Consider the following 23,741-nt stretch of genomic DNA (forward strand, 5'->3'; position numbering starts at 1 on the left):
TTTCTGGCGTAGCCATCTTAGGTAAATCGTGGAATCCGGGTTCAGACAAGTTAAAAAGGAGTTCGTTTCGCAAAAATGGAAAACCGCTTCAGGAGTAACGAAAAAAGAAAGAAGTAAATTAGTGCGTACAATAAGTTTACCCCGCCAAACCCCTGCATGTAGCTGTCGGTATCCTCGGCGTCGGTGGCGTCCATTGCGTACCAGAGCGCGTAGGCATACCCAAAAATACCGGCCACGACCAGTGTAATAACCCAGTGGGAAGTGCGGTAAAAAACCGACTTCCAACGACCCAGAATCAGGTAAAACAAAGCCGCTAATGCCAGTGAGAACAAGAGCGTAATGAGTCCGACCGGGGTAAAAATTTCGTCGGCGTAGATGGGGTCGTTGTTCTGGCCCAGCCAGAGTTCATAGAGCGTTACAAACATGGGGATGAAGGTTAGTAGTTGGGTGTCGCGGCACCGTTGGGAATTTATTTCGCCAGATTAAGATTCAGGACCAGAAAATCGTTGGTCGATGATTGATACGCTTCCTTGACGCCGTTCATCAGGTGAACCAGCGCAAAGGTTTTGTTAAACCGGCTCGTGGCCGAACGGTCGTCCATCGTCGACCAGCCGGTGGCATACCAGTCATCAAACCGGACCGGCAATTTAATCGCGACATCGGCTTTTTCGTCAAACAGTTTTTCCACCCGGAACGTCAAAACGTGCGTATTCTGGTTGAGCAGTTTCAGTTCGCGATCTTTGATCCGCTCGGTCGGGACTTTTTCTTTTTTCTGGACGTTGACCAGCCTGACGGTGGCATTGGGAGCGGTTACGACGATGTTCTGCTTGAGGTATTCTTCCGCCTGCGCGTAGGCCGGCAAACCGCCCAGGTTCACGCCCACCGCAAACTCGGCCGGGGCTGCGGGCTTCACCGACACATCCGAAAGGCCCGCTTTTTCGGCCCGCCAGTCGCCTTTTTTGTTCAGCGCAAAAAACAGATCGAACTGTTTCAGGGCACCGCTGGCCCCAAAATCGAGTTGTTTGGCGGGTTTGGTAATCAGCAGCTCATTCAGTTTCTGGTTCAGATCGCTGACCAGCTCCTGCTTGCCAATCACCCAGATGTAGAACGGCCGCGACTCGCCGGCCAGTTTGTGTTTGCTGTTCTGGTAGTCGTAGTATGTCCCGTTGAATCCGGAGCTGTAGGCAAACACCGTCGCGCTGACCCCTAGCTTTTTCAGGGCGGCAAACTGGTCATTCACCTGGCTTTTCAGTACGCTTTCCGCGTTCTGGCGGTTGATTTCGGGATTCTTTTTGATGTCGGCATCCGGAAACGAGAGAATGCAGTCCGACACCAGCAGGGCGACGGTATTGCCTTTGGCCTTCTCGCCCACCTGTTTGAAAATTTTGTGCAGTTCCGAACTGCGCTCGTTGGCCAGCGGTGTCGTGGCCAGATTGACCACGAACTGATTGTAGCCCCCCACAAACGGCTGCGGTTTTCCGGCAATGGTCCAGACTTCGACCGGTGCCACCTGATTCAGTTTTGTAACAATTTCGGAAACCGCCACCTTAAAGTTTGTTTCTCCCTTCAGGTAACCGCCCATGCTGGCGGAGGTTTCCATAAAAAACAGGATGTTGCTGATTCCGGCGGGTTTGGCTTCGGGTTGTTTCTCGGCTTTTTTTTCTTTCCGGCCACACCCCTGAAGGACGACAAGAAGAACGAATACGAAAAGGCCCTTCGCCCGGAAAAATGACAGATTCATTCGTTTGTGCACGTCGGATTTTTATGTTTTGGGAAACCGGTTTTGAAAACCGACTCTGATTAGCAACCAATTACTAAACGCAATCACCCATTTTTCTGCTTGGGCAATACATAGACAACCAGCAACAAAACGGTCAGCACAATGGTGTACACGTCGGCAACCTTGTCGGCCTGATAATGATCGCAGCCTTTCATGAGCAGACTGGCAAATACTGTACAAACGACGATTCCCCAGTAATTCGTACGTATGCGCCAGCGGGCCGCGCCCACGCTGAAATAAATGAGTTCAATCAACAGCAATCCACCGGCCGCAACCGCCCACAGCGATTCGATCAGTTTGGGATTGGTGCCGGTGCCGTCTTTGCGGGGTTCGCCCCCGATGTTGATCAGTAACAGCAGCGCCAGGCCCGACAGAGCCAGGCCGGCCCAGTTGAGAAAACCGATCCGGTTGGCCGGCATGCCGGTCGAACTGACTCGGGGTGCTGCCGTGGGCGGTTTTTCAACGACCGGCGCCGGAACCGGTGCCAGCCGCCCGGATGACACCAGGGCACCAACGGGCGGTTTTTCCGGTGTTCCGTAGGTCCAGACGTGATGATAAACCGGATCACCCTTTCGGAAAATGTGGATGTGCCCGCTGGCATCTTTGAACAGTCCGCACTCGGTCAACTCATCATAATGGATAACCCCCCTTTGCATGAATAACTAACTATGGGCCAGAAAGTCGTAAAATTAACCAAAACTACCAGCAAATGCCATCAATTTTATGCCGTTCATCACGCAGAACTATACCTTTGTACTCTTAACGGATCTGGACATGCCTGTGCCTTTCAACGGAAAAAAATCAAAACGAACCCCGCCCGACCGGTCCGCATCCCGGAAAGATGATGCCGTCCGGGCTAAAAAACACCTGGGTCAGCATTTTTTAAAAGACCTCAGCATTGCCGAACGCATCGCCGATCTGCTGACGGGGCATAACGGCTACCAAACCGTCCTGGAAATCGGCCCGGGGATGGGGGTGCTGACGCAGTTTTTACTGAAGGATGGCAAACCGTACACCACGCACGTCGTCGAAATCGATACGGAATCCATTGCCTACCTCAACGCTCATTTCCCGGTTTTACAAAACCGCATCCGGGAAGGCGACTTTCTCCAGATGGACTTGTCGACGCTTTTTACGGAACCGGTGGCCATCATTGGCAACTTTCCGTATAACATTTCGTCGCAAATTCTCTTTAAAGTATTAGAAAACCGCCAGCAGGTGCCCGAGGTGGTGTGTATGCTGCAAAAGGAAGTGGCCCAGCGGATTGCTTCGCCACCGGGGAATAAGGCCTACGGGATTCTGAGTGTGTTACTGCAGGCCTACTACGACATCAAATACGAATTTACGGTCGATGCCAGCGTTTTTTCGCCCCCGCCCAACGTGCAGTCGGGCGTGATCAGCCTGCGCCGGAACAGCGTGGTGGCCCTGCCCTGCAACGAAAAGAGATTCCTGCAGGTGGTTAAGCAAGGCTTTAACAACCGCCGGAAAACGCTCCGAAACGCCCTGAAACCGTTGAACCCGCCGGAGAGCCTGCTGTCGCACCCCCTGCTGGACAAACGCGCCGAACAGCTCGGCGTAGCGGAATTTGTTGAACTAACGACTTTAATGATGAACCCTGAATGATAAACGATGAATTTATTCGCTTTGCCTTCATCGTTCATCCTTTTTAATGCATCATTCAGCTAATGACTTTCGAGCTTACCAAAGAATACGTAGAGCACATTCAGACGGCCATCGACACCCAGGACGACAGCACGTTGCGGACTGAGATGGAGGAGCTGTATCCGGCCGATATTTCCGGAATTCTCTACGAACTGGATACCGAATCAGCCCGGTATCTGCTGGCCTTGCTCGACAAACAGGTGGGCGCCGAAATTCTGGCGAATCTGGAGGTGATCGACCGCCGGGAGTTTCTGCAAAGTTTTACGTCCGACGAACTGGCGCATTACGTGGACGAAATGGATTCGGACGATGCCGTCGATCTGCTCAACGAACAGCCCATCCAGACCCGCGAAGAAGTCATTGCCCTCCTGACCGACCGCGAACAGGCCCGGTTTATCCTCGACCTGCTGCACTACGACGAAGACGTGGCCGGCGGTTTGATGCAGAAGGAATTGATCAAAATCAACCTCAACCTGACGGTCAACCAGTGCATCGAGGAAATCCGGCAACAGGCGGAGAATGTGGAAAATGTGTATTCGGTGTACGTCATTGACGATGCCGAGAAACTCGTGGGCCGGGTATCGCTGAAGAAAATTGTCTTGGCGCGCAAGAATGCCAAAATCGCGGACATCTACGAAGAGGATATCATCTTTGTCGAAACCTACCGCCCGGTGCAGGAAGTGGCCGAGGTGATGCGACGCTATGACCTGGAAGCCGTGCCGGTGGTCAATGTGCAGGGGCGGCTGCTGGGCCAGATCACCATCGACGACGTGGTGGACGTGATTACCGAGCAGGCCGAACTGGATATGCAGGCCATCACCGGGATTACGGGCGACGTGGAAGAAGAAGACGACACGATCTGGAAACTGGTGGGCGCCCGTTTGCCCTGGCTCATTGCCGGAGCGGTCGGGAGTCTGCTGGCGGCCACCGTCATCAACACGTTTAATTCGCAGTTGAGCAAAATCGCGGCACTGGCGGCTTTCATCCCGATCATCGGATCGACGGGCGGGAACGTCGGCATTCAAACCGCTTCGCTCATCGTACAGAGTCTGGCCGAAAAATCCGGCCTGAGCGCCACCGTCGGGCAGCGGCTGGCGAAAATGGTGCTGGTCGCGCTGATCAACGGCCTGATCATTGGCTCGCTGGCGGGCTCCTATTGCCTGCTCATCGGCGAACCGCGTCTGGTGCCGGTGGTGTCGCTGGCCCTGCTGACGGTGGTGTTGCTCGCGTCGTTCATGGGAACCATCACCCCGATTGTGCTCAACCAGTTCGGCATCAATCCGGCGATTGCCTCCGGCCCCTTCATCACCACCGTCAATGACCTGATCGGCATCGGTGTTTATTTCCTGATTGCCAGTTTGATATTGAGTATTTAAACGCTTCCGGTTTCCAGGATGCGGTTTTCGGTGGCCCGCCGGGACTGATGCGTTCTTACTCAGCCGATCACCTTCGTGCGTCCGTTACCGTAACGACGGCCCGGCATAGCGACGGCCCGGCGTAAACCAAAAACCGTAAACCGAATACCGTCATGATTGCCGTCATTCAGCGCGTTTCCGAAGCATCCGTCACCATCGACGGTCGGGTTAAAGGCCGGATTAACACCGGTTTTCTCATTTTGCTGGGCATTACCCACACCGACACCCGCGAAGACCTCGAGTGGTTGAGCAAGAAGATTGTCGGGATGCGGATTTTCGGGGATGCGGAGGGCAAAATGAACCTGGATCTCAAAACCGTCGGTGGGTCCATCCTGCTCATCAGCCAGTTTACGCTCCACGCCAACACTAAAAAAGGCAATCGGCCTTCCTTCATCGAAGCCGCCCGGCCCGAAACCGCCGTTCCGCTTTACGAGCAACTGATTCAGCAGCTTTCGGCCGATCTGGGCAAACCGATCGAAACCGGCGAGTTTGGCGCGTACATGAAAGTTGCCCTGGTCAACGACGGCCCCGTCACCATCCTCATCGATTCCAAAAACCGGATCTAATCCGTACCGGCAGACCGCTGGCACGTTACTATTTCTTAATTTTTTGTCTGCTTAAAATCACAATTTTTTAACCCGCTCCACCGACCGGAACCGCCAGCAATCTGCTTTCTTCGCACCGCAATTACTAAACCCGACCGGATTCAACCGGCCCGTTCGCCAGCCTGTCCCTCTTTGACTATCCAACTGGTCCGTTTCAATACTAACTAAAAAGACAGTTGCTACTTTTGATCTATTTCCGGATCAAAATGCAATTACAACGCGCTCAGCCTGTCCTGTTTATAAAATTCAGGGAAAATAATTGAGCGCACTTACAAAAAATAGTCCTAGTAAAACCTAGTTTTGTTTTACTGAAAACGCCCCAGGTTGGGCTTCAATTTATCCGTGTTATTACTTCATTCTTTATCACACTCACGATGAAAAAACCGGTACGAAATTCGTGCTTGCTGACGTTGCTGCTGACCACTTGTCTGGTTAACGGCTATAGTCAGCCCCTGGCATCGGCCAGGTCAAAAGAGCAGACGGCGGTTCAAACGGCCGCTGCCGACGTAACCCTCGAAGGGCGCGTAACCGACAGCGAAAAAGGCGAGGGATTACCCGGCGTCAGCGTCATTCTGAAAGGATCATCGAAAGGAACGACCACGGATTCAGAAGGCGCGTACCGGCTGGCCGTTCCCGAAACCAACGCGGTGCTGGTGTTTAGTTTTGTGGGCTACGAACCGCAGGAAGTGGTGGTGGGCAACCGCACCAGCCTGAACGTCTCCCTAAAACCGGATACCAAAACGCTGAGCGAAATTGTGGTGGTGGGCTACGGCACGCAGAAGAAAGTGAACCTGACCGGCGCCGTTGATCAGGTGACGAGTGAGGTGCTCGACAACCGATCGCTGCCGAACCTGACGCAGGGTTTACAGGGTACGATTCCGAACCTGAACCTGCGCATGGGCGACGGAAAACCGACGCAATCGCCCGCGTATAACATCCGGGGAACCACCTCGATTGGGCAGGGCGGCAACGCGCTGGTGCTGATCGACGGCGTGGAAGGCGACCCCAGCCGCCTGAATCCCAACGACGTAGCCTCGGTTTCGGTGCTGAAAGATGCGGCTTCGGCGGCTATTTACGGAGCGCGGGGCGCGTTCGGGGTGGTGCTGATCACCACCAAAAGCCCGGCCAAAGACCGGACCAGCGTCACCTATTCGCTGAATCACTCGATCAAAAGCCCGACGAGCGTACCGGATTTTGTCACGAACGGCTACACGTTTGCCAAAATGTTCAACGAAGGCTGGTCGGCCTGGAACGATTATTCGCAAACACCCCAGAATGTAAACAAAACCGTGCGGTTTTCGCCCGCGTACCTGGCCGAACTGGAACGGCGCAACAACGATCCGAGCCTGCCGCGCACCGAGGTTGACCCGACCAGCGGTGAATACGTCTATTACCACAGCACCGACTGGTACAGGGAGCTGTACAAAAACAACAACAGCGCCACGGAACACAACCTGTCGGTGTCGGGCAGCAGCGGCAAAGCCGACTTCTACGTAACCGGCCGGTATTATTCGCAGGACGGTTTGTTCCGCTACAATTCCGACGATTACAACATTCTGAGTTTGCGGGCCAAAGGCTCGGTGCAGGTGTTTCCGTGGCTGCGGGTGTCGAACAACGCCGACTTTTCGTCGATGAAGTACCACAACCCGCTGAACGTGGGCGAGGGCGGCAGCATCTGGCGAAACATTTCGGACGAAGGCCACAACATGTCACCGATGTTCAACCCCGACGGAACCTTGTCGTACTCAGCGGCTTACACCGTTGGCGATTTCTGGTACGGCAAGAATGGCATCGACATGGACAAGCGCGTGTTCCGGAACACGGCCGACTTTGCGACCAATTTCTTCGATAACCAGTTCCGGGTCAACGGTAACTTCACGTTCCAGAATACCGACGACAACGAATACCGTCGGCGCGTACCGGTGCCGTACAGCCGCAAACCGGGGGTGATCGAATACGTCGGAACCAACACCAACGACCTGCAAAACATTTACCGGGAAACCTTGTACACGGCCACCAACCTGTATGCCGAATACGAGCCGAAGATCAACGAAAACCATTACCTGAAGGCGCTGGTCGGTTACAACTACGAAACGTCAAACTACCGGCGGCTGGAAGTTATTCGCAACGGTCTGATTTATGAAGATGCCAACGACCTCAACCTGGCGCTGGGCCAGGCCATCACAACGGGCGGTGGTCGCGAAACCTGGGCCATTGTCGGCGGTTTTTACCGCCTGAACTACGGTTTTAAAGACCGGTATCTGCTGGAAGTAAACGGTCGGTACGACGGCTCATCGAAGTTTCCGACGGGCCAGCGGTATGCATTCTTCCCCTCGGTTTCGGCGGGCTGGCGCGTGATCAACGAACCCTTCTGGAAAGTGTCGCCGAAACTGATCAGCGACCTGAAAATCAGAGGCTCGTACGGTTCACTGGGCAACGGCACCATCGCTTCCTACGCTTTCCAGGAGAAATTTGCAATATCGCAATCCGGCCGGATTCTGAACGGTGTGCGGCCCCAGAAAACCGGTCAGCCGAGCGTGATTCCCGACGGCTTGACCTGGGAAACGTCCACCACCGCCGATCTGGGTCTGGACCTGGGCATGCTCAATAACCGCCTGACGCTGAACGCCGACGCTTACATCCGGAAGACGACGGATATGTTTACGGTCGGGATGACGTTGCCGGCCGTTTTCGGAACCGATGTGCCAAAAGGCAACTACGCCGACCTGACCACCAAAGGCTGGGAAGCGGTGTTGAGCTGGCGGGACAAAGCCACGGTCGGCGCCAAACCGTTTGGCTACGAAGTGCGCCTGACGATGGCCGATTATACGGCGCGCATCGACAAGTTCAACAACCCGAACCGCCGGCTGACGGATTATTACGCCGGACAAACCGTGGGTGAAATCTGGGGCTACACGACCGACGGTTTTTTCACCTCCGCCGACGACATTAAAAACTCGGCGAAGCAGACGCTGTTCAAGGCGTCGAACACGAACCAGCTGCTGCCGGGTGACATTAAATTCCGCGATCTGAACGGTGACGGCGTGATCGATCCGGGCGACAATACCGTCGATAAGCCGGGCGACCGCCGGGTCATCGGCAACTCGACGCCCCGCTACACCTACGGAATTATGCTGAATGCCGACTGGAACAGTTTCTTCTTCTCGGCCTTCTTCCAGGGCGTGGGCAAGCAGGACTGGTGGCCGGGTGCCGAAGCCGGCACGTTCTGGGGCCAGTATAACCGCCCGTACAACCGCCTGCCAACCTGGCATTTGGACAACATCTGGTCGGAAGACAACCCGAACGCGTATCTGCCCCGCTACCGGGGTTACGTCGCCCAAAACGGCGCGGGAGAGCTTCGGCAGGAACAGACCCGGTATTTGCAAAGTCTGGCGTACCTGCGGCTGAAAAACATTCAACTGGGTTATAACCTGCCGAAACTGCTGATCAGCAAAGCCGGGATGACCAGCGCCCGGGTGTTTGTGTCGGCCGAAAACATCTGGACTTGGGCCGCACTCTACAAACGCACGCGGGACCTGGACGTGGAAAGCGCCACCGCTTCCGACCGGGTATTGACCGACGGCGGCAGCGGAAACGGGCACAACTACCCGATTCTGAAGAGTTTTACGATGGGCCTGTCCGTTACCTTTTAATCCCCAATCAGCAACATCATGAAATTACAACATATAGGACTTATCCTGGCCGGGCTGGTCTTTGCCGGATGCAGTGAACTGGAACAGGTGCCGGAATCGACGGCCACCAAAGATGCCGTTTTCGGCAGTGAAAAAGGGCTGGAATTGTACGCCAACTCATTTTACGATGCGTTGCCAACCGCTAACGACATCATCCGGAGCGACGAAATGGCCGATTTCGCGGCCCGCACGCAGGTTCCGGATTTGATTCGCGACGGCGCTTACGGTCCCCGCCAGAGCACGGGCTGGTCGTGGACGGCCTTGCGGAACATCAATTATTTCATTGAGAACGCGACCAATCCGGCCATTCCGGTGGATGTTCGGCGGCACTACATCGGGCTGGCCCGGTTTTTCCGCGCCTTGTTTTATTTCGACAAAGTGAAGCGGTTTGGCGATGTACCCTGGATCAACAAAGCCATGGGCGTGTCGGACCAGGATTTGTACAAAGGCCGCGATTCGCGCGTGATGGTTATGGATTCGGTGCTGGCGGATCTGAATTATGCCACGCAAAACATCCGCACCACCGCCGATAACTCCCGCACCCTGATTACGAAAGCGGTGGCCAACGGCTTCAAGTCGCGGGTGTGTTTGTTTGAAGGAACGTTCCGGAAATACCAGACCACCTACAAGCTCGAAGGCACGGCCGAAAAGTGGCTGACCGAAGCCGCCAGCGCGGCCGACGCGGTGATGAAAGAAGGCGGTTTTACGCTGAACGAAGCGGGCGGCACCGACAAATCGTACCGACAACTGTTCATCAACAAAACGCCGGTGACCAACGAAATCATGCTGTCGGCGGTGGTCGATCCGGCCCTGAGCGTGTTCAACGACGCCAACTGGTGGTGGACCAGCGCCACCTACGGCGCCCGCGTCAGCCTGACCCGCACGTTTGTCAACACCTACCTGAACCTCGACGGAACGCCGTTTACGGGCAAACCGGGTTATAAAACGCTGACGTTCGTGGAAGAAGTGAAAGGACGCGACAAGCGGCTTTCGCAAACCATCCGGACACCGGGCTACACCCGCATCAACGGCGGGGCGGTTGAAGCGGCTCCCCCGGTTTTTTCGTACACCTACACGGGCTATATGCCGATCAAATGGACGCTCGACGACACGTACGCCGACGGCGGAACCCGCAACGACAATTCGATCTCGATCATGCGCTACGCCGAAATTTTGCTGAATTTTGCGGAAGCGAAAGCCGAGTTAGGTACCTTTACCGACGCCGACTGGACCAAAACCATCGGAGCCCTGCGGAAACGGGCCGGAATCACGGGCGGACTGACGGCCAAACCGACCGTTGCCGACCCGTATTTGCAGGCCACTTATTTTCCGGGCATTGCCGATCCAGCGCTGCTCGAAATCCGGCGCGAACGCGGCATCGAACTGGCGCTCGAAGGCTTCCGGTTTCCGGACCTGATTCGCTGGAAACGCGGGGCGTTGATGGAGCAGGTCTGGAACGGTTTTTACGTTCCGGCGCTCGATAAACCCCTGGATTTGAACGAAGACGGCAAAAACGACGTGGTGTTCTACAAAGTAAAACCGGCCACGCAACTGGCGGGCGTGACGTACATCAACGTGGCCGAAACCGTCAACGGCGTACCGAACCCGCAACGTCTGTCGAACGACACGTCCGGCGAACTGACCTGGCTGAGCAACATCCCGCGCAAATGGGATGAAAAATATTACCTCTACCCCATTCCCGAAAACGACCGGCTGCTGAACCCGGCCATCGGGCAGAATCCGGGTTGGTAATGCGTAAACGAGTTGTTTCGCAGAGAGTAGCGGAGAAAAAGGGAGTTAAGCGAAGTTTTATTTTACGCTGCTAACCTCCTTTTTGCTCCACTACTCTCCGCGAAACATTTTTTAAAACTAACGTCAAATTATGAAACTAACGATCCTAATCCTGCTAACGAGCATCCTGATGACCCAGGACGGTTTTTCCCAGAAAAATACGCCGATCACCGTTGCCACCTACAACATTCGGTATAATACCAAGAACGACGGCATCAACGCCTGGCCCAACCGCAAGGAGGACGTCAAAGCCCTGATCCGTTTCCACGAAATCGACCTGTTCGGTACGCAGGAAGGCTTGCGTGAACAGCTGGACGGCATTGCCGAACTCAATGAATTTGCGTTTCTGGGCGCCGGTCGCGACGATGGCAAGCAGGCTGGCGAACACTCGGCGATTTTCTACAAAAAAGACCGTTTTAAAGTCCTGAAATCCGGCGATTTCTGGCTGAGTGAAACGCCTGACAAACCGGGCAAAGGCTGGGATGCGACCTGCTGCAACCGCATTTGTTCGTGGGCGTATTTTCAGGATCAGACGACGAAAAAGAAATTTTACTTCTTCAGCGTTCACTTCGATCACCAGGGCGTCGAAGCGCGTCGGCAGTCGGGCAAGCTCATGGTACAGAAAATTGAAGAAATCGCGAAAAACGAACCGGTTATTCTGGTTGGCGACCTCAACTCGACGCCCGAAACCGAACAGGTGAAAACCCTCGAAACGATCGTGAATGATTCCTACAAAGTAACGGTCCAGCCACCCTACGGCCCCGTCGGTACCTTCAACAGCTTCAAGCACGATGCGCCGATGAAAAACCGCATCGATTATATTTTCGTAAAGAAAGGCATCGACGTCCTGAAATACGGCGTTCTGACGGATGCCAAAGACCAGCGGTATCCGTCGGACCACCAGCCGGTTGTGATCAAGGCCGTTATCCGTTAACTTGGGGCGCTTATCATCCTGCGCCCTGTATGTCTGCTACCAACGTTTACGGCACTCCGCTGGCCTGTTGCTGTAAGAAACCCATGACCGGTTTTTTCCGCGACGGTTTCTGCCGTACCGATGAAGAAAACGATGGTCAACACCTCGTCTGCGCGATTGTCACCCAGCAATTTCTGTCGTTTTCGCGCCGACGGGGCAACGACCTGACCACCCCCCGCCCCGAACTCCGCTTTCCCGGTCTGAAGCCCGGCGACCGCTGGTGCCTGCACATCCTGCGCTGGCGCGAAGCCTACGAAGCGGGCGTGGCTCCCCCGGTTTTGCTGGCCAGCACCCACCAGGCGGTTTTGAAGTACGTAACGATGGACATGCTGCGGGAACTGGCGTTTGAAGAGTGAAAAATGATACGTTATCCGTGACGAGTTGGCAGACGCATCCTACCTTAGCGGAGCCAACTCTTTACTCGTACTTCCTATGTCCTTTAACCGACGATCGTTTCTCGAACAAGCTTCAAAAATCGGCGCCCTTGGGGCTCTTTCGCCCACGGCCCTGGGCGCGGTTCCGTCCGTTAAGGAAGCCAATGCGTTTGTAACCGGCCCTTATTTACAGCACGTTTGCCCGACGGAGGCAACGGTGATGTGGGTGACCAGAAACAACAGCCTGAGCTGGGTGGAATACGGTTTTGGCAACAGCCTGAGCCTGAAGGCCTACCGGCACCGCAACGGTCACATCGAAGCCAACAATACAATCAACAAGATTACGATTCCCGACCTGAAACCGGGTACGGCGTACAAATACCGGATCGTGTCGTCCGAAATTCTGAATTTCCAGCCGCACAAGGTGGAGTACGCCGAACCGATCAAAAGTCCGGTGTATTCCTTTAAAACCCCGGGGCTGAACGACGAAGAAGTAAAGCTGGTCATCTTCAACGACATCCACGACCGGCCGCAAACCATTCCGTACCTCCTCTACCGGCACGGCTATAGCGGCAACAAACCGGATTTTGACTTCGTGGTGTTCAACGGCGATTGCTTCGACAATGTCAACACCGAGCAACAGGTTTTCGAGCACCTGCTCAGCCCCGCCGTCGATTGTTTTGCGAAGGAAACGCCGTTTATTCTGACGCAGGGCAACCACGAAACCCGGGGTGCTTTTTCGCGCAACCTTCCGGATTATTTCAAGTATCCGACGGACGATTATTATTACGCCTTTACGCAGGGGCCGGTGCGGTTTGTGATCATGGATTCGGGCGAGGACAAAACCGACGACAACTGGGAGTACAGCGGTTTGGCGGCTTATGACCCGTACCGCGTTAAAGAGCGCGCTTGGCTGGAAAAGGAGATCGAATCCGACGCGTTCAAAAAAGCGCCGTACCGGGTTGTCATCATTCACATTCCGCCTTTTCATTCGGGCGACTGGCACGGGCCGTTGCACAACCGCGCGTTGTTTGCGCCCCTGTTTGCCAAAGGAAAAGTCGATCTGGTGCTGTCGGGGCACACGCACCGCTACGGGATTCACAACCCGGACGCGACACATCCGTACCCGCTTGTCATCGGCGGAGGGCCGCTGGAAGGAAACCGCACGCTGATCAAGCTGCACGCCAACGCCAAAGAACTGAATCTGCGGATGATTCGGGACGACGGCGAGGAAGTCGGGACGTATACGATCAAAAAAACCAAGACGTAGCCACCCGGAAAAACCGCATCTTCAAAACCGCAAAACCGGCTTTAGGCCGGTTTTGCGGTTTTATCACGACGGGATGGGATTGCAAAGTCCTCAGGTCCAGTACATAATCGGGGCCTTCGGAAAACGTTGACGCCATGCGTCGTAGAAAAATGACCGAAGCGCGATCATCTCTTCCGGGCGGTAGACATACTTGACGCCCCCAAATTTATTCCGTTTCTGAGCCCGGTTTTCTTCCGCCAGATCCAGGCTGGTGTTGGGATACCATTCCAGCAAAACGTCTTTGCTCCCGGCGGTAAACCGGTGCGTGATGAACTCCACCGTCAGATCACAATCGAAATCCAGCGCAGCGGCCAGCCGGTCGAGCAAATCGGTGTAGTGCTCGCGCCAGTTCGGAATGGGCATAATCGGGGCCAGCACCACGCCGACCGGATACTGCCCCCCACCCTGTTCGCGCGGCAGGGCCAGCTTCCGCAGCGCCCGCAAACGGGCTTCCAGATTGGCCGTACCGCCTTCCAGCCGCCGGGCGATCCCGTCCGCATTCAGACTCACGCGGGCGCGGGTCCGGCCGTTGTGGGGCAGGTCAAGCAGCGAATCGACCTGATCGTACTTGGTCACAAACCGCAATTGCGTGTCGGGCCGGTTTCCAAAATACCGGATGCATTCGGCCAGACTCCCCGTCAGGTGTTCGATCCCAATAACGTCGGTGTAGCAACTCACTTCAAACGTGGTTACTTTTCCGGGTTGTTCGTAAGCCGCCGTGTTGGTCAGCAGGTGCGGCAGGTTGGCAAAAACCCGCGTGACGGGCGGCCCCTGTAAACTTCCCGCCAGATAACAATACTGGCAATGGGCCGGACAACCCTCCGCCAGATTCACCTGCCAGTCGGCCGAAGGCGGAATCGGTTGCAGCCGAAACGCCCCCGCCGGAGCCTTGACCACCGCCAGCGTGTTTTTGGCATTCCGGTAGGTTTCGCGCGCATCGGCCCCACGAAGCCCCGTTATCCGGTTATTTTTCAGGATCTCGATGGGCAGATCCAGTTCCGAAACCCGTTCGTAGATTCGCTGGCCGAACGGCTCTTCCAGGGCGTCGGGCGTAAACAAAACCTGCCGGGGCATCCACAGGCGGGACGTAGGCGCGTAAGACGACGCAGCGATTAGGCGTTCAGTAGGTAAGGGTTGTTGAGTGACCATGAAGAAGCGTTTGTGCTCATAGGAAGAACACGTTTCAGGGTCATAAAATTCAAAAATTAGTCGCAAATCCAATAATCAAGCCGCTGATATTCAACCATATATAATTTATTTTTCAGCTTATAAATACGATAAAAAATAATTCTGAACGCATAAAAAAACGGAGATCCTGTAAAAAGATCTCCGTTTTGCAAACCGGTTTTTGCCGTTCTCAATAGCCCGGATTTTGCTTGATTTTCGACGTATTAATGTCGATCTGGCTCTGCGGAATGGCGAAAACCAGGTTATTTTCTGTCAGGTTCGTTTTAATACCGATGGCCGTTGCTTTGGCCTGCAAAACCGACAGCGCCCGGCCCGTCCGGACCAGATCGAACCAGCGGTGGCCTTCAAAGGCCAGTTCGATGCGTCGTTCCTGCTCGATGGCCAGCCGCATAGCCGCCTGGGTACCCGCGTCGGTGGCGGTTTTGGGCGCCAGACCCGCCCGCGTCCGAATCCGGTTCAGGAACGGCAGCGCATCGGCGGTTTTTCCGGTTTCATTCAGCGCTTCGGCATACATCAGCAGCACGTCGGCGTAGCGCAACACCGGCCAGTTGTCTTCCGAATCGCCGTTGATAACGGGCGCGTCGCGGTATTTCCGAACAAAATTGTAATCCACTTTCGCGCCACTGGCGTTGGTGTAGCTGGTCGCCAGCGAAACGTCTTTCCGCAAGTCGCCGGGTTCGTAAGCCGCAATCAGATCCGGCGTCGGCTGGTTGTTACCACCTCCCCCAAACTGAATCACTGCGTTGCCGGAGTTTTCGGGGGCATAGGCATTGGCAAAACCGCTGCCTTCGCCGATGCTTCCTTTCTTGTACTGCACGTCAAAAACCGACTCTTTGTGGTTCTTGTTAGCCGCCTGAAAAACCGCAGCGTACGTAGGCAGCAAATCGTACGTTCCGGCGTCGATCACTTCTTTCAGCTTCGTGGCGGTTTCGGCGTACTTTTTCTGGGTCAGATACACTTTTCCCAGCAGGGATTTGGCCGCTCCGCGCGTGGCCCGGCCGATGTTGGCACCGGTATAACTGGCGTCCAGAGCCGCTTCGGCATCCGTCAAGTCTTTGACAATCTGCGCGTACACATCGGCCACCGGTGCGCGTCCGTATTCGTATCCCTCCTGCGGATCGATGATTTCCTTCACCACCAGCGGCACATCGCCAAACACCCGAACGAGGTTGAAATACATCAACGCGCGCAAAAACTTGGCTTCGCCGACGATCCGTTTTTTCAGCGTTTCGTCCATCGTAATGCCCGTGCTCCGGTCGATAATGGCGTTGCAGCGGTAAATTCCACTATAACCATCACTCCAGCGGGCCGACAGAACCGGGTTGGTGGTTCGCAGGTAAAACTTGTCAAACTCGTCCTGATCCGTTACCGACCCGGATAAAACCGGACGCGTGTCGTCGGACGGTACTTCCGACACGATGTAATACTGGCCGTACTGCCCGCCCGACTGGAGGGCGCCGTAAGCACCGTTGAGGGCATTCAGCAGATCGGAACCGGTTTTGTAAAACGTCGCGGTGCTGGCCTGCGAAATGGGCGATAAAGCCAGAAATTCGTCCTTACAGCTCGTCAGGGCGAGACTCAGTAAGGCGACAACTAGATATTTCCGTTTCATGGATTTCAGAATTAAAGACCAATGTTTACGCCAATCGTGTAGGTACGCGCCAGCGGATAACTGCCGTAGTCGACACCGCCGGTCAGCGGGCCTTCGTAACCGCTCACCTCCGGGTTGTAGCCCAGGTATTTCGAGATCGTCAGGGCGTTCTGCACCCCGCCATACACCCGCAGGCTTTGGAGTTTGGCCCGTTGAATCAGCGTTTTGGGCAAATTGTAGCCCACCGTAATATTCCGGATGCGGAAGTAGCTGCCGCTTTCGATCCAGCGCGACGAAATCGCGTTGTTGTTTCCCGTCGTGCGCGTGTTGGCGCGGGGCGTGGTGCCGTCACCCGGCTGCTCCGGCGACCGCCAGCGGTTGAGCACCGTCGTCAGCGCGTTGGCGTTTCCTTCCAGGTTTTCGTAAAACCGGCGCGACAGGCTCAGAATACTCGAGCCCTGAACGCCCTGGATAACAATGCCCAGGTCGATCCCCTTGTAACTAAACGTGTTGGTAATTCCGTAGATAAAATCCGGCTGGTTGTTGCCAATCAGCGTCCGGTCGTTGGCATCCACCTTGCTGTCGCCGTTCACGTCTTCGTACTTCACATCACCGGGCCGGGAGTCGGCAAAGTGCGGATACGAATCCAGATCGGCCTGATCGCGGAATACGCCGAGCTGGCGATACCCGTAAAAACTGCCCAGCGGCTGGCCGATCATCGTAATGTTGGATTCGCCAACGCCCGTTCCGCTGCGGATGGGGTCGCCCGTGGGCCCGAGTGCCAGCACCTTGTTGCGGTTGAACGAGAAGTTCAGATCCGTAGTCCAGCTAAATTCGCCGGTCAGGTTGCGGGTGTTCAGGGCCACTTCCAATCCTTTGTTTTCCACTTTTCCGATATTCTTCACGGCGGAAGAAAAACCGGTCAGCGTTGGTACCTGCACGGCCAGCAACAGATCAGTCGTGATGCGGTTGTAGTAATCCGCCGTCAGGAAAATCCGGTTGTTCAGGATACCCAGTTCCAGACCGATGTCGGTTTGCCGACTTTTTTCCCAAGTCAGGTTATCATTCCCGATCGTATTGACCGCCAGGCCGTTGGCCAGGGCATTGCCCAGTACATAATTGAGGGCTCCCAACAGCCCAATTGACGGATAATTGCTGGTAAAGGCGTTATTGCCCGAAATCCCGTAGCTCGCTTTCAGTTTCAGTTCGGAAACGATGCGGTTATTTTTCAGGAAGGATTCTTCCGAAACCCGCCAGCCCACGGACGCCGAGGGGAACGTTCCCCAGCGGTTGTTGGCCCCAAACCGCGATGAACCGTCGCGCCGGAACGACGCATTGAACAAATACCGGTCGTTGAACGAATAGGCCACCCGGCCGAAATACGACGCCAGCGACCACTGATCGCGCAGATTGCGGGCCGACTGCGTTCCGATGATCGTTCCGGCGTTCACCGTCCGGACAATGTCGTTCGGGAAGTTGTTGGCGTCGATCCGGGTGCGCTCGAAATCGTTTTTCTGGCTTTCCAACCCAGCCAGCACTTCAATGCGGTGCGCTTCGCCAATCTGTTTGTTGTAGGTCAGCGTGTGGCTGGTGACCCAGTTCAGCTCCTGCGCGTTTTCAGCGAAGGCCGAGTTGGGCGTTGGGGGCAGCAGCTGGTTGAGTGGTAAGGCCGACGTTTTGTAATAGTTCTGCCGCAAATGCCGCACATCGCCCCCAATCGTTCCCCGGTACAGAATGTTAAACGGCAGTTTCACTTCCGCGTAGGCATTGCCGAGCAGGCGCGTCGTCCGGATTTTGTTGTCGACTTCGTAAATATTGGCCACCGGGTTCGTGATCCCCGGCCAGTCGTAAGGCGCTGCGTAAAAAGCCTGCGAGTTGTAAACCGTGGAGTTCGGCTGGTAAATCGGAATGAACGGCGGCAGGCTCAGGGCCGAATTGATAATTCCGTTGTCGGCCCAGTGGCGGTCGGTATTGACCTGATCTTCCACCGAAAACGACGGACTCAGGCTCACGCCCATTTTCAGGTAGGACGTAATCTGCGCGTCGATATTGGTCCGAACCGTATACCGGTCAATCCCCGAGCGTTTGACCACGCCATCCTGCTTCAGGTAATTCCCCGACACCATGTACTGAATTTTGTCGCTGCCCCCCGTTGCCGACAACTGGTAGCTGCTGATGGGGGCATTCTGGAAAATCATGTCCTGATAATCGTAGGTCGGCAAGCTGCCCGGATCGTCGAAGTTGACACCGGCAATCTCCCCGCGCGGGTACCGATACCGTTGTCCGGACGCCCGGGCGCTGTTCGGATCGGTGATTTTAGCCCCCGCAACCCGCTCCAGATACGCATTATTGAACGCTTCTTTCGAAAATTCGGCAAACTGCTGCGAATTCAGCATGTCCATCTTTTTGGTAATCTGCTGAATACCGGTGTAGTAATCGAAATTCAGACGCGCCTGTCCGGATTTGCCGCGTTTGGTCGTTACCACCACCACGCCATTGGCCCCGCGCGAACCGTAGATGGCCGTTGCCGAAGCATCTTTCAGGATGTCGATTTTGTCGATGTCATTCGGATTCAGCAAGTTCAACCCACCGCCGTTGGCCAGATCGCCCGAATTCAGGGGCTGCCCGTCGATAACCACCAGCGGCCCGTTTCCGGCACTGATCGAACCCAGACCCCGGATTTTAATGGCGGGACTGTTGCCCGGTGCGCCCGTATTCTGCTGAATCAAAACGCCCGGCAGGCGGCCCGTCAACCCTTCCACAATGTTCGGAACCGGCTGGTCTTTGATTGTTTTGGTGCTGATCGACGCAATAGAGCCGGTTACGTCGCGTTTCTGCTGCGTTCCGTAGCCCACCACCACCACTTCGCTCAGCGTCTGATCCGACTGTTTCAAAACCGCATTCACCGTCGACTGGCTGCCAACGGGCGCTTCCTGCGAGAGGTAACCAATGAAGCTGAACACCAGCGTACCGCCTTCGTTCGGAATCGAAACCGCATAGTTGCCATCGGCATCGGTGGTGGTGCCGCGCGTCGTACCTTTCAGCGCCACGCTGACCCCCGGCAAACCGTCGCCGTTTTCTTCCGCCGTTACGCGGCCCGAAATCCGGCGCTCCTGAACCGCCACTTCCACCGACTGCCGCATCGCCATTGCCGCCGGCATAGCCAGGTTCAGGCGCTCATCCGGCAAGGCTCCCGTGCGGTTCTGCACCAACTGATTGTCGTCCTGCGAGGTCGGCAACTGACTCGTCGGCTGGTCCGCTTCAACGATCACATAATACCGCTCGTCTACTTTGCGGAACGTCAGGTTGTTGGGTTTCAGCACGGCTTTCAAAACCGCTTCGCGGTCGTTTGAAGCGGGTAACGGCATGTTTACGGTTTTGTCGCGCAGGGTTTTGCTCTGAAACGCGAACGTGATGCCGTATTTCCGTTCCAGTTCCTGCAACACATCACTCAGTGTGCGAACGGCCGGATTGGCAGTTTGCCCGGAACGGAACAAGTCCCGATTCAGACGGTTGGGCTGGCGAATCGACGAAGCCGCCATCATCTGCGCTTCGGCCGTGGTCGTCAGACACCACACGCCCAAAACCGCCAGTCGAACTAGGGTAGGTAATGGATTTTTCATGGGTTTAATTTGGATAGCACAATCTGATTTTCCTGTTTACTGATTTGTAAGCGAAAACTTTCGGCAATCAGCCGAAGCAATAAGTCGGGTTGGCTGGCCGGAACCGTCCCCGTAAATTGTTCCCGAAGCAGGCTTTTGTCGGCAATCGCGATCGTCAGGCCGTACTGATCCTTCAGGCGCTGCACGATTTCACCCAGGGGTTCGTCGTTCAGGACCAGCAGGTTGTCACGCCAGGCGATGTAGTGCCGGGTGTTGACCCGCGCCCGGCGAACCGTGGCCCGATTTTGGGTGGCTTCAACCCAATCCCCCGGCTGCATCACCACATCGGGTTGCTGCCGCAACTGGACCTTGACTTTTCCTTCCTGCAAAACCACCTGCATCCGGGCGTGACGGGTGTTGACGTTGAAGCGCGTTCCGAGCACCACCACGTCGGCCGCCCCCGTGTGCACCACAAACGGCATTGGCTGCCCCGCCGGTTTTTTGTTGACATCAAAAAAAGCCTCGCCCGTCAACCGAACTTCCCGACGCCCGGCGGTTTGCCAGTCAGCCGTCCTGCTCAGGGTCGAATTGGCGTTTAGCGTCACCACCGAACCATCCGGCAGGGTGATGGTCTGCATCTGCCCATAGGCGGTTTTGTATTCCACCTCCGCCGGAGTGCGATTGGACAGCCACCAGCCGCCCACCAGCAGGAGCGAAACCGCAGCGGCATAGCGGTAAAAAACCGGTCGAAAAAACCGGCGCCGGCGTTCCGGTTGCCGGTCCAGTTGCTTCTGCCGCAGTCGCTCGAACGACTGCTGAACCACTGATTCGGAAACTTCCTGCCAGCCTGCTTCCAGCCCGATGACCAGCAAACGGGCCTGCTCAAGGGTGGCCTGCTGCTCCGGATAAAGCGCTTTCACCGAATCCCAGAATTGATTCCGGGCCGGTGACGGGTGTCGGACCCACGCCCGAAAATCGGGGTCGCGGGCGAGGTCGATGGCTTCAAGGGTAGCGTAATAATCCAGCGGTTTCATGCCGTGCATAAGGGACAATCAACCGTAAGAGTCGACAGCCGGAACTTTGTAGTAGGAAAAAGAAAGAAATTTTTTAGATTTTTTTCGGGCGCTCTAGCCAGCCAGCTCCACCAGCAGCAGCAAAACCGGCCAGTTGGCTTCCAGGCGTTTGCGAAGCGCGGTCAGGGCATGGTAGAGTTGGGTGCGGGCGGTGTGGTAGGTGATGCCCATAACGGCGCAGATTTCGTCGTAGCCCAGGTCGGTGAAATAGCGCAGATACAGGACTTCCTGCTGGCGGGGCGACAGGGTTTTAAACGCAAGCTGAATGTGGGCGTGTTGGTCCCGGCTCAGGCCCTCCTCGATCAGTCGTTCTTCAACCGAAGGCTCGGCGGCCAGGAGGCCAAACTGTTCTTCCACATCGGTTTCGGCAAAGCGGTGCTGATCGGCCAGTTGCCGAACCAGCCGGTTACGAAAGGCTTTCAGGAGGTAAAATTGCACCGATTGCGGCTGCACCAGGGTCCGGCGGTACTTCCACAAGTCGATAAAAACATCGTGGATGGTATCTTCGGTGGTGGCTGCGTCGGCGCCAAACCGCCGGCCGTAGTTGAGCAGATGCCGGTAATAGGTTGAATACAAGTCCGCAAACGCCGATTCGCTGCCCTCGCGGAAAGCGTTCCAGATTATGAGGTCATTCGAAGAAGCGGGCCGGTGGTTCATCAATCTTGCTGCTACGTAACCCATAAAGGCCGTTGCCTGACAAACTTAACCCATTCCCGCAAAAATTGGTATTATTAACGGATTAATTTGCGCCGGAACCGCCAAAAACCGGAACCAGGCAGGGGTCCACGACGCCCTTGGTCGTCACCAGCAAATGAAATAGCTTTGCGCCAAACTACGCACCTTTATGACGCTCCACGAAGCCCAGAAAACCGTCGATGAATGGATCAAAACCGTCGGCGTCCGTTATTTCAACGAACTAACCAATATGGCCATGCTAACCGAAGAAGTCGGCGAAGTGGCCCGCATCATTGCCCGGCGGTACGGCGAACAATCCGAAAAGGAATCGGACAAGACCAAAGACCTGGGCGACGAAATGGCCGATGTGTTGTGGGTGCTCCTCTGCCTTGCCAACCAAACCGGCGTCGATCTGACGGCGGCTTTCCAGAAGAATTTAGAGAAAAAGAATAGCCGCGACGCAACGCGGCACCTGGATAATGAGAAGTTGAGGTAGAAAGAGTTATTTCGCGGAGTTGAGCGGAGTTTTTCAAAGTGAAGCGGAGCCTCTGCTCATCTCTGATTTACTCCGCGAAATCATTCTTCTTCTACAATCCATACTGATCCAGCAAATACACCAGAGCCGCCATCGAAGCTGCGCCGAGTTCGAGTTCGCGTTTGTTGATGCCCTCGAAGCGGTCGATGCCCGCGTGGTGGAAATCGAAATACCGCTGCGAATCCGGTTTGAACCCAAACAAAACCGTACCCAGCTGCGCCAGCGGGCCAATGTCGGCCCCCCCCGAGCCGGCTCCAATTTCGTGCAGACCGTACGGCGCCAGCAACGGTTTCCACGGCATTACTTTCGCGCGTTGCTCAGCGGTGCCGACAATGCCAAAACCGCGGGGCGTAAAACCGCCGTTGTCGGATTCGACGGCGGCCATGTGTTTTTCATTGTTCTTTTTGGCGTAATCCGCGTAACCAATTCCTCCGCGCAAACCGTTTTCCTCGTTCATGAACATCACGGCCCGGATGGTCCGCTTCGGCTTGATTCCCAACGCTTTCAGGGCCCGCAGGACCTCAATGGACTGCACACAGCCGGAACCGTCGTCGTGTGCCCCCTGGCCTATGTCCCAGGAATCGAGGTGGCCGCCCACGACAATGATCTCATCCGGTTTTTCCGAGCCTTTGAGTTCACCGATGACATTGTACGATTTGACGTCGGGGAGCGACTCGCAATTCTGCTTGAAGTAAAACGTCAGACCCGGATTTTCTTTCAGGGCTTGGCTGAGCCGTTCGGCCCCGTTGGTGCTGATGGCCGCCATCGGAATCAGGGGAACGCCGGTCGCGTAGCGCATACTGCCCGTATGCGGATTGTCGTCCATTGCCGTTGTCATCGAACGGACAATCGCGCCCACCGCGCCGAGTTTGGCCGCTTCCGGCGCGCCATTCCCCCGCTGATCGACCGCGCCGGCGTAGGCTTCGAAGGTGTTCAGTTTGGTCGGGTCCATCGGGCGGTTGTAAAAAACAATCTTGCCTTTCACCTTCTCCGCGCCCATCTCCCGCAACTCCTGAAAGTTTTTCACTTCAATAACCTGCGCTGCAATGCCTTTGGAGGGTGTTGCGATCGAACCGCCCAAAGCCGCAATCGGCACCGTTGTTTTTTGCCGGCCGTTCTGGATATAGGCTACTTCCTTCGCCCCGCGCACCCAGTGCGGCACCATCACCTCCTGCAAAAACACGCGGTCGAAGCCCTGCTTTTCCATCAATTGCTTTGACCAGTCAACCGCTTTTTGCGCCCCCGCCGAACCGCTCAGGCGCGGCCCAATCTGCTGCGTCAGGTGCCGGAGCCACTCGTACGAAGGGCTGTTGGTCAGAATTTCGTTGTAGATTTTTCGGATCGTAACCGAATCGGTCGATTGGGCTTGAGCGCCGGTCGCGAAAAGACAGAAAGCCAGTAGCAGTTTTTTCATGGGATGAAGGGCATTTCCTAAAAAAAGAAAAACCCGGCTTTATTTCCAAAGCCGGGGGCATT

The 23,741-nt window shown here is 55.7% G+C and carries 18 protein-coding genes; 9 read left to right on the top strand and 9 right to left on the bottom strand.

From position 1 onward, the window contains the following. Nucleotides 1-50 precede the first annotated feature (50 nt). From ACYVHX_RS02665 to ACYVHX_RS02675, 3 genes are all read right to left on the bottom strand, one after another. Nucleotides 51-425, bottom strand: coding sequence for a hypothetical protein (locus tag ACYVHX_RS02665; RefSeq protein ID WP_460670043.1), 375 nt, complete (start codon nt 423-425; stop codon nt 51-53). A 44-nt stretch (nt 426-469) separates the two neighbouring features. Beyond that, nucleotides 470-1,741 carry a hypothetical protein gene (locus ACYVHX_RS02670; RefSeq protein WP_460670044.1) on the bottom strand — a complete coding sequence of 424 codons (1,272 nt, stop codon included), beginning with the start codon at nt 1,739-1,741 and terminating at the stop codon, nt 470-472. 83 nt (nt 1,742-1,824) lie between these two features. Next, nucleotides 1,825-2,436, bottom strand: a complete 612-nt coding sequence (locus ACYVHX_RS02675) for a hypothetical protein (protein ID WP_460670045.1) — start codon at nt 2,434-2,436, stop codon at nt 1,825-1,827. Nucleotides 2,437-2,503: 67 nt separating this feature from the next. Between ACYVHX_RS02675 and rsmA the strand changes: the two genes are divergently transcribed. The 8 genes from rsmA (at nt 2,504) to ACYVHX_RS02715 (ending at nt 13,562) form a co-directional block, all read left to right on the top strand. Next, the gene (rsmA, locus tag ACYVHX_RS02680) at nt 2,504-3,403 is read left to right on the top strand and encodes a 16S rRNA (adenine(1518)-N(6)/adenine(1519)-N(6))-dimethyltransferase RsmA (RefSeq protein ID WP_460670046.1); all 900 of its coding nucleotides are present in this window, start codon (nt 2,504-2,506) and stop codon (nt 3,401-3,403) included. 62 nt (nt 3,404-3,465) lie between these two features. Next, a complete protein-coding gene (gene mgtE / locus ACYVHX_RS02685; RefSeq protein WP_460670047.1) occupies nt 3,466-4,818 on the top strand; it encodes a magnesium transporter in 1,353 nt (450 codons plus the stop codon). A gap of 152 nt (nt 4,819-4,970) precedes the next feature. Further along, a complete protein-coding gene (dtd, locus tag ACYVHX_RS02690) occupies nt 4,971-5,423 on the top strand; it encodes a D-aminoacyl-tRNA deacylase (protein WP_460670048.1) in 453 nt (150 codons plus the stop codon). Between the two features lie 413 nt (nt 5,424-5,836). Beyond that, on the top strand, nt 5,837-9,115 hold the full coding sequence (locus ACYVHX_RS02695) for a SusC/RagA family TonB-linked outer membrane protein (RefSeq protein WP_460670049.1): 3,279 nt from the start codon (nt 5,837-5,839) through the stop codon (nt 9,113-9,115). An 18-nt stretch (nt 9,116-9,133) separates the two neighbouring features. Further along, nucleotides 9,134-10,906, top strand: a complete 1,773-nt coding sequence (locus ACYVHX_RS02700; protein WP_460670050.1) for a RagB/SusD family nutrient uptake outer membrane protein — start codon at nt 9,134-9,136, stop codon at nt 10,904-10,906. A gap of 130 nt (nt 10,907-11,036) precedes the next feature. Continuing rightward, a complete protein-coding gene (locus ACYVHX_RS02705) occupies nt 11,037-11,879 on the top strand; it encodes an endonuclease/exonuclease/phosphatase family protein (RefSeq protein ID WP_460670051.1) in 843 nt (280 codons plus the stop codon). A 29-nt stretch (nt 11,880-11,908) separates the two neighbouring features. Continuing rightward, nucleotides 11,909-12,274 carry a DUF2237 family protein gene (locus ACYVHX_RS02710; RefSeq protein ID WP_460670052.1) on the top strand — a complete coding sequence of 122 codons (366 nt, stop codon included), beginning with the start codon at nt 11,909-11,911 and terminating at the stop codon, nt 12,272-12,274. Between the two features lie 76 nt (nt 12,275-12,350). Then, on the top strand, nt 12,351-13,562 hold the full coding sequence (locus ACYVHX_RS02715; protein WP_460670053.1) for a purple acid phosphatase family protein: 1,212 nt from the start codon (nt 12,351-12,353) through the stop codon (nt 13,560-13,562). Between the two features lie 90 nt (nt 13,563-13,652). Here ACYVHX_RS02715 and ACYVHX_RS02720 read toward each other — a convergent pair whose 3' ends face one another. From ACYVHX_RS02720 to ACYVHX_RS02740, 5 genes are all read right to left on the bottom strand, one after another. Then, the gene (locus tag ACYVHX_RS02720; RefSeq protein WP_460670054.1) at nt 13,653-14,750 is read right to left on the bottom strand and encodes a spore photoproduct lyase family protein; all 1,098 of its coding nucleotides are present in this window, start codon (nt 14,748-14,750) and stop codon (nt 13,653-13,655) included. Nucleotides 14,751-14,958: 208 nt separating this feature from the next. After that, nucleotides 14,959-16,401: a RagB/SusD family nutrient uptake outer membrane protein gene (locus ACYVHX_RS02725; protein ID WP_460670055.1), complete on the bottom strand. Its 1,443-nt coding sequence runs from the start codon at nt 16,399-16,401 to the stop codon at nt 14,959-14,961. An 11-nt stretch (nt 16,402-16,412) separates the two neighbouring features. Further along, nucleotides 16,413-20,003: a SusC/RagA family TonB-linked outer membrane protein gene (locus ACYVHX_RS02730; RefSeq protein WP_460670056.1), complete on the bottom strand. Its 3,591-nt coding sequence runs from the start codon at nt 20,001-20,003 to the stop codon at nt 16,413-16,415. Beyond that, nucleotides 20,000-21,016 (bottom strand): FecR family protein, encoded by a 1,017-nt coding sequence (locus ACYVHX_RS02735; RefSeq protein ID WP_460670057.1) that lies wholly within the window; start codon nt 21,014-21,016, stop codon nt 20,000-20,002. The genes ACYVHX_RS02730 and ACYVHX_RS02735 overlap by 4 nt, the downstream gene beginning before the upstream one ends. A gap of 93 nt (nt 21,017-21,109) precedes the next feature. Continuing rightward, on the bottom strand, nt 21,110-21,712 hold the full coding sequence (locus ACYVHX_RS02740) for an RNA polymerase sigma factor (protein ID WP_460670058.1): 603 nt from the start codon (nt 21,710-21,712) through the stop codon (nt 21,110-21,112). Nucleotides 21,713-21,899: 187 nt separating this feature from the next. Between ACYVHX_RS02740 and ACYVHX_RS02745 the strand changes: the two genes are divergently transcribed. Continuing rightward, complete coding sequence (locus tag ACYVHX_RS02745) at nt 21,900-22,226, top strand: nucleotide pyrophosphohydrolase (RefSeq protein WP_460670059.1); 327 nt, start codon at nt 21,900-21,902, stop codon at nt 22,224-22,226. Nucleotides 22,227-22,317: 91 nt separating this feature from the next. Here ACYVHX_RS02745 and ACYVHX_RS02750 read toward each other — a convergent pair whose 3' ends face one another. Continuing rightward, on the bottom strand, nt 22,318-23,679 hold the full coding sequence (locus tag ACYVHX_RS02750) for a M20/M25/M40 family metallo-hydrolase (protein WP_460670060.1): 1,362 nt from the start codon (nt 23,677-23,679) through the stop codon (nt 22,318-22,320). Nucleotides 23,680-23,741: the final 62 nt, after the last annotated feature.

This window comes from Larkinella ripae (assembly GCF_054780775.1).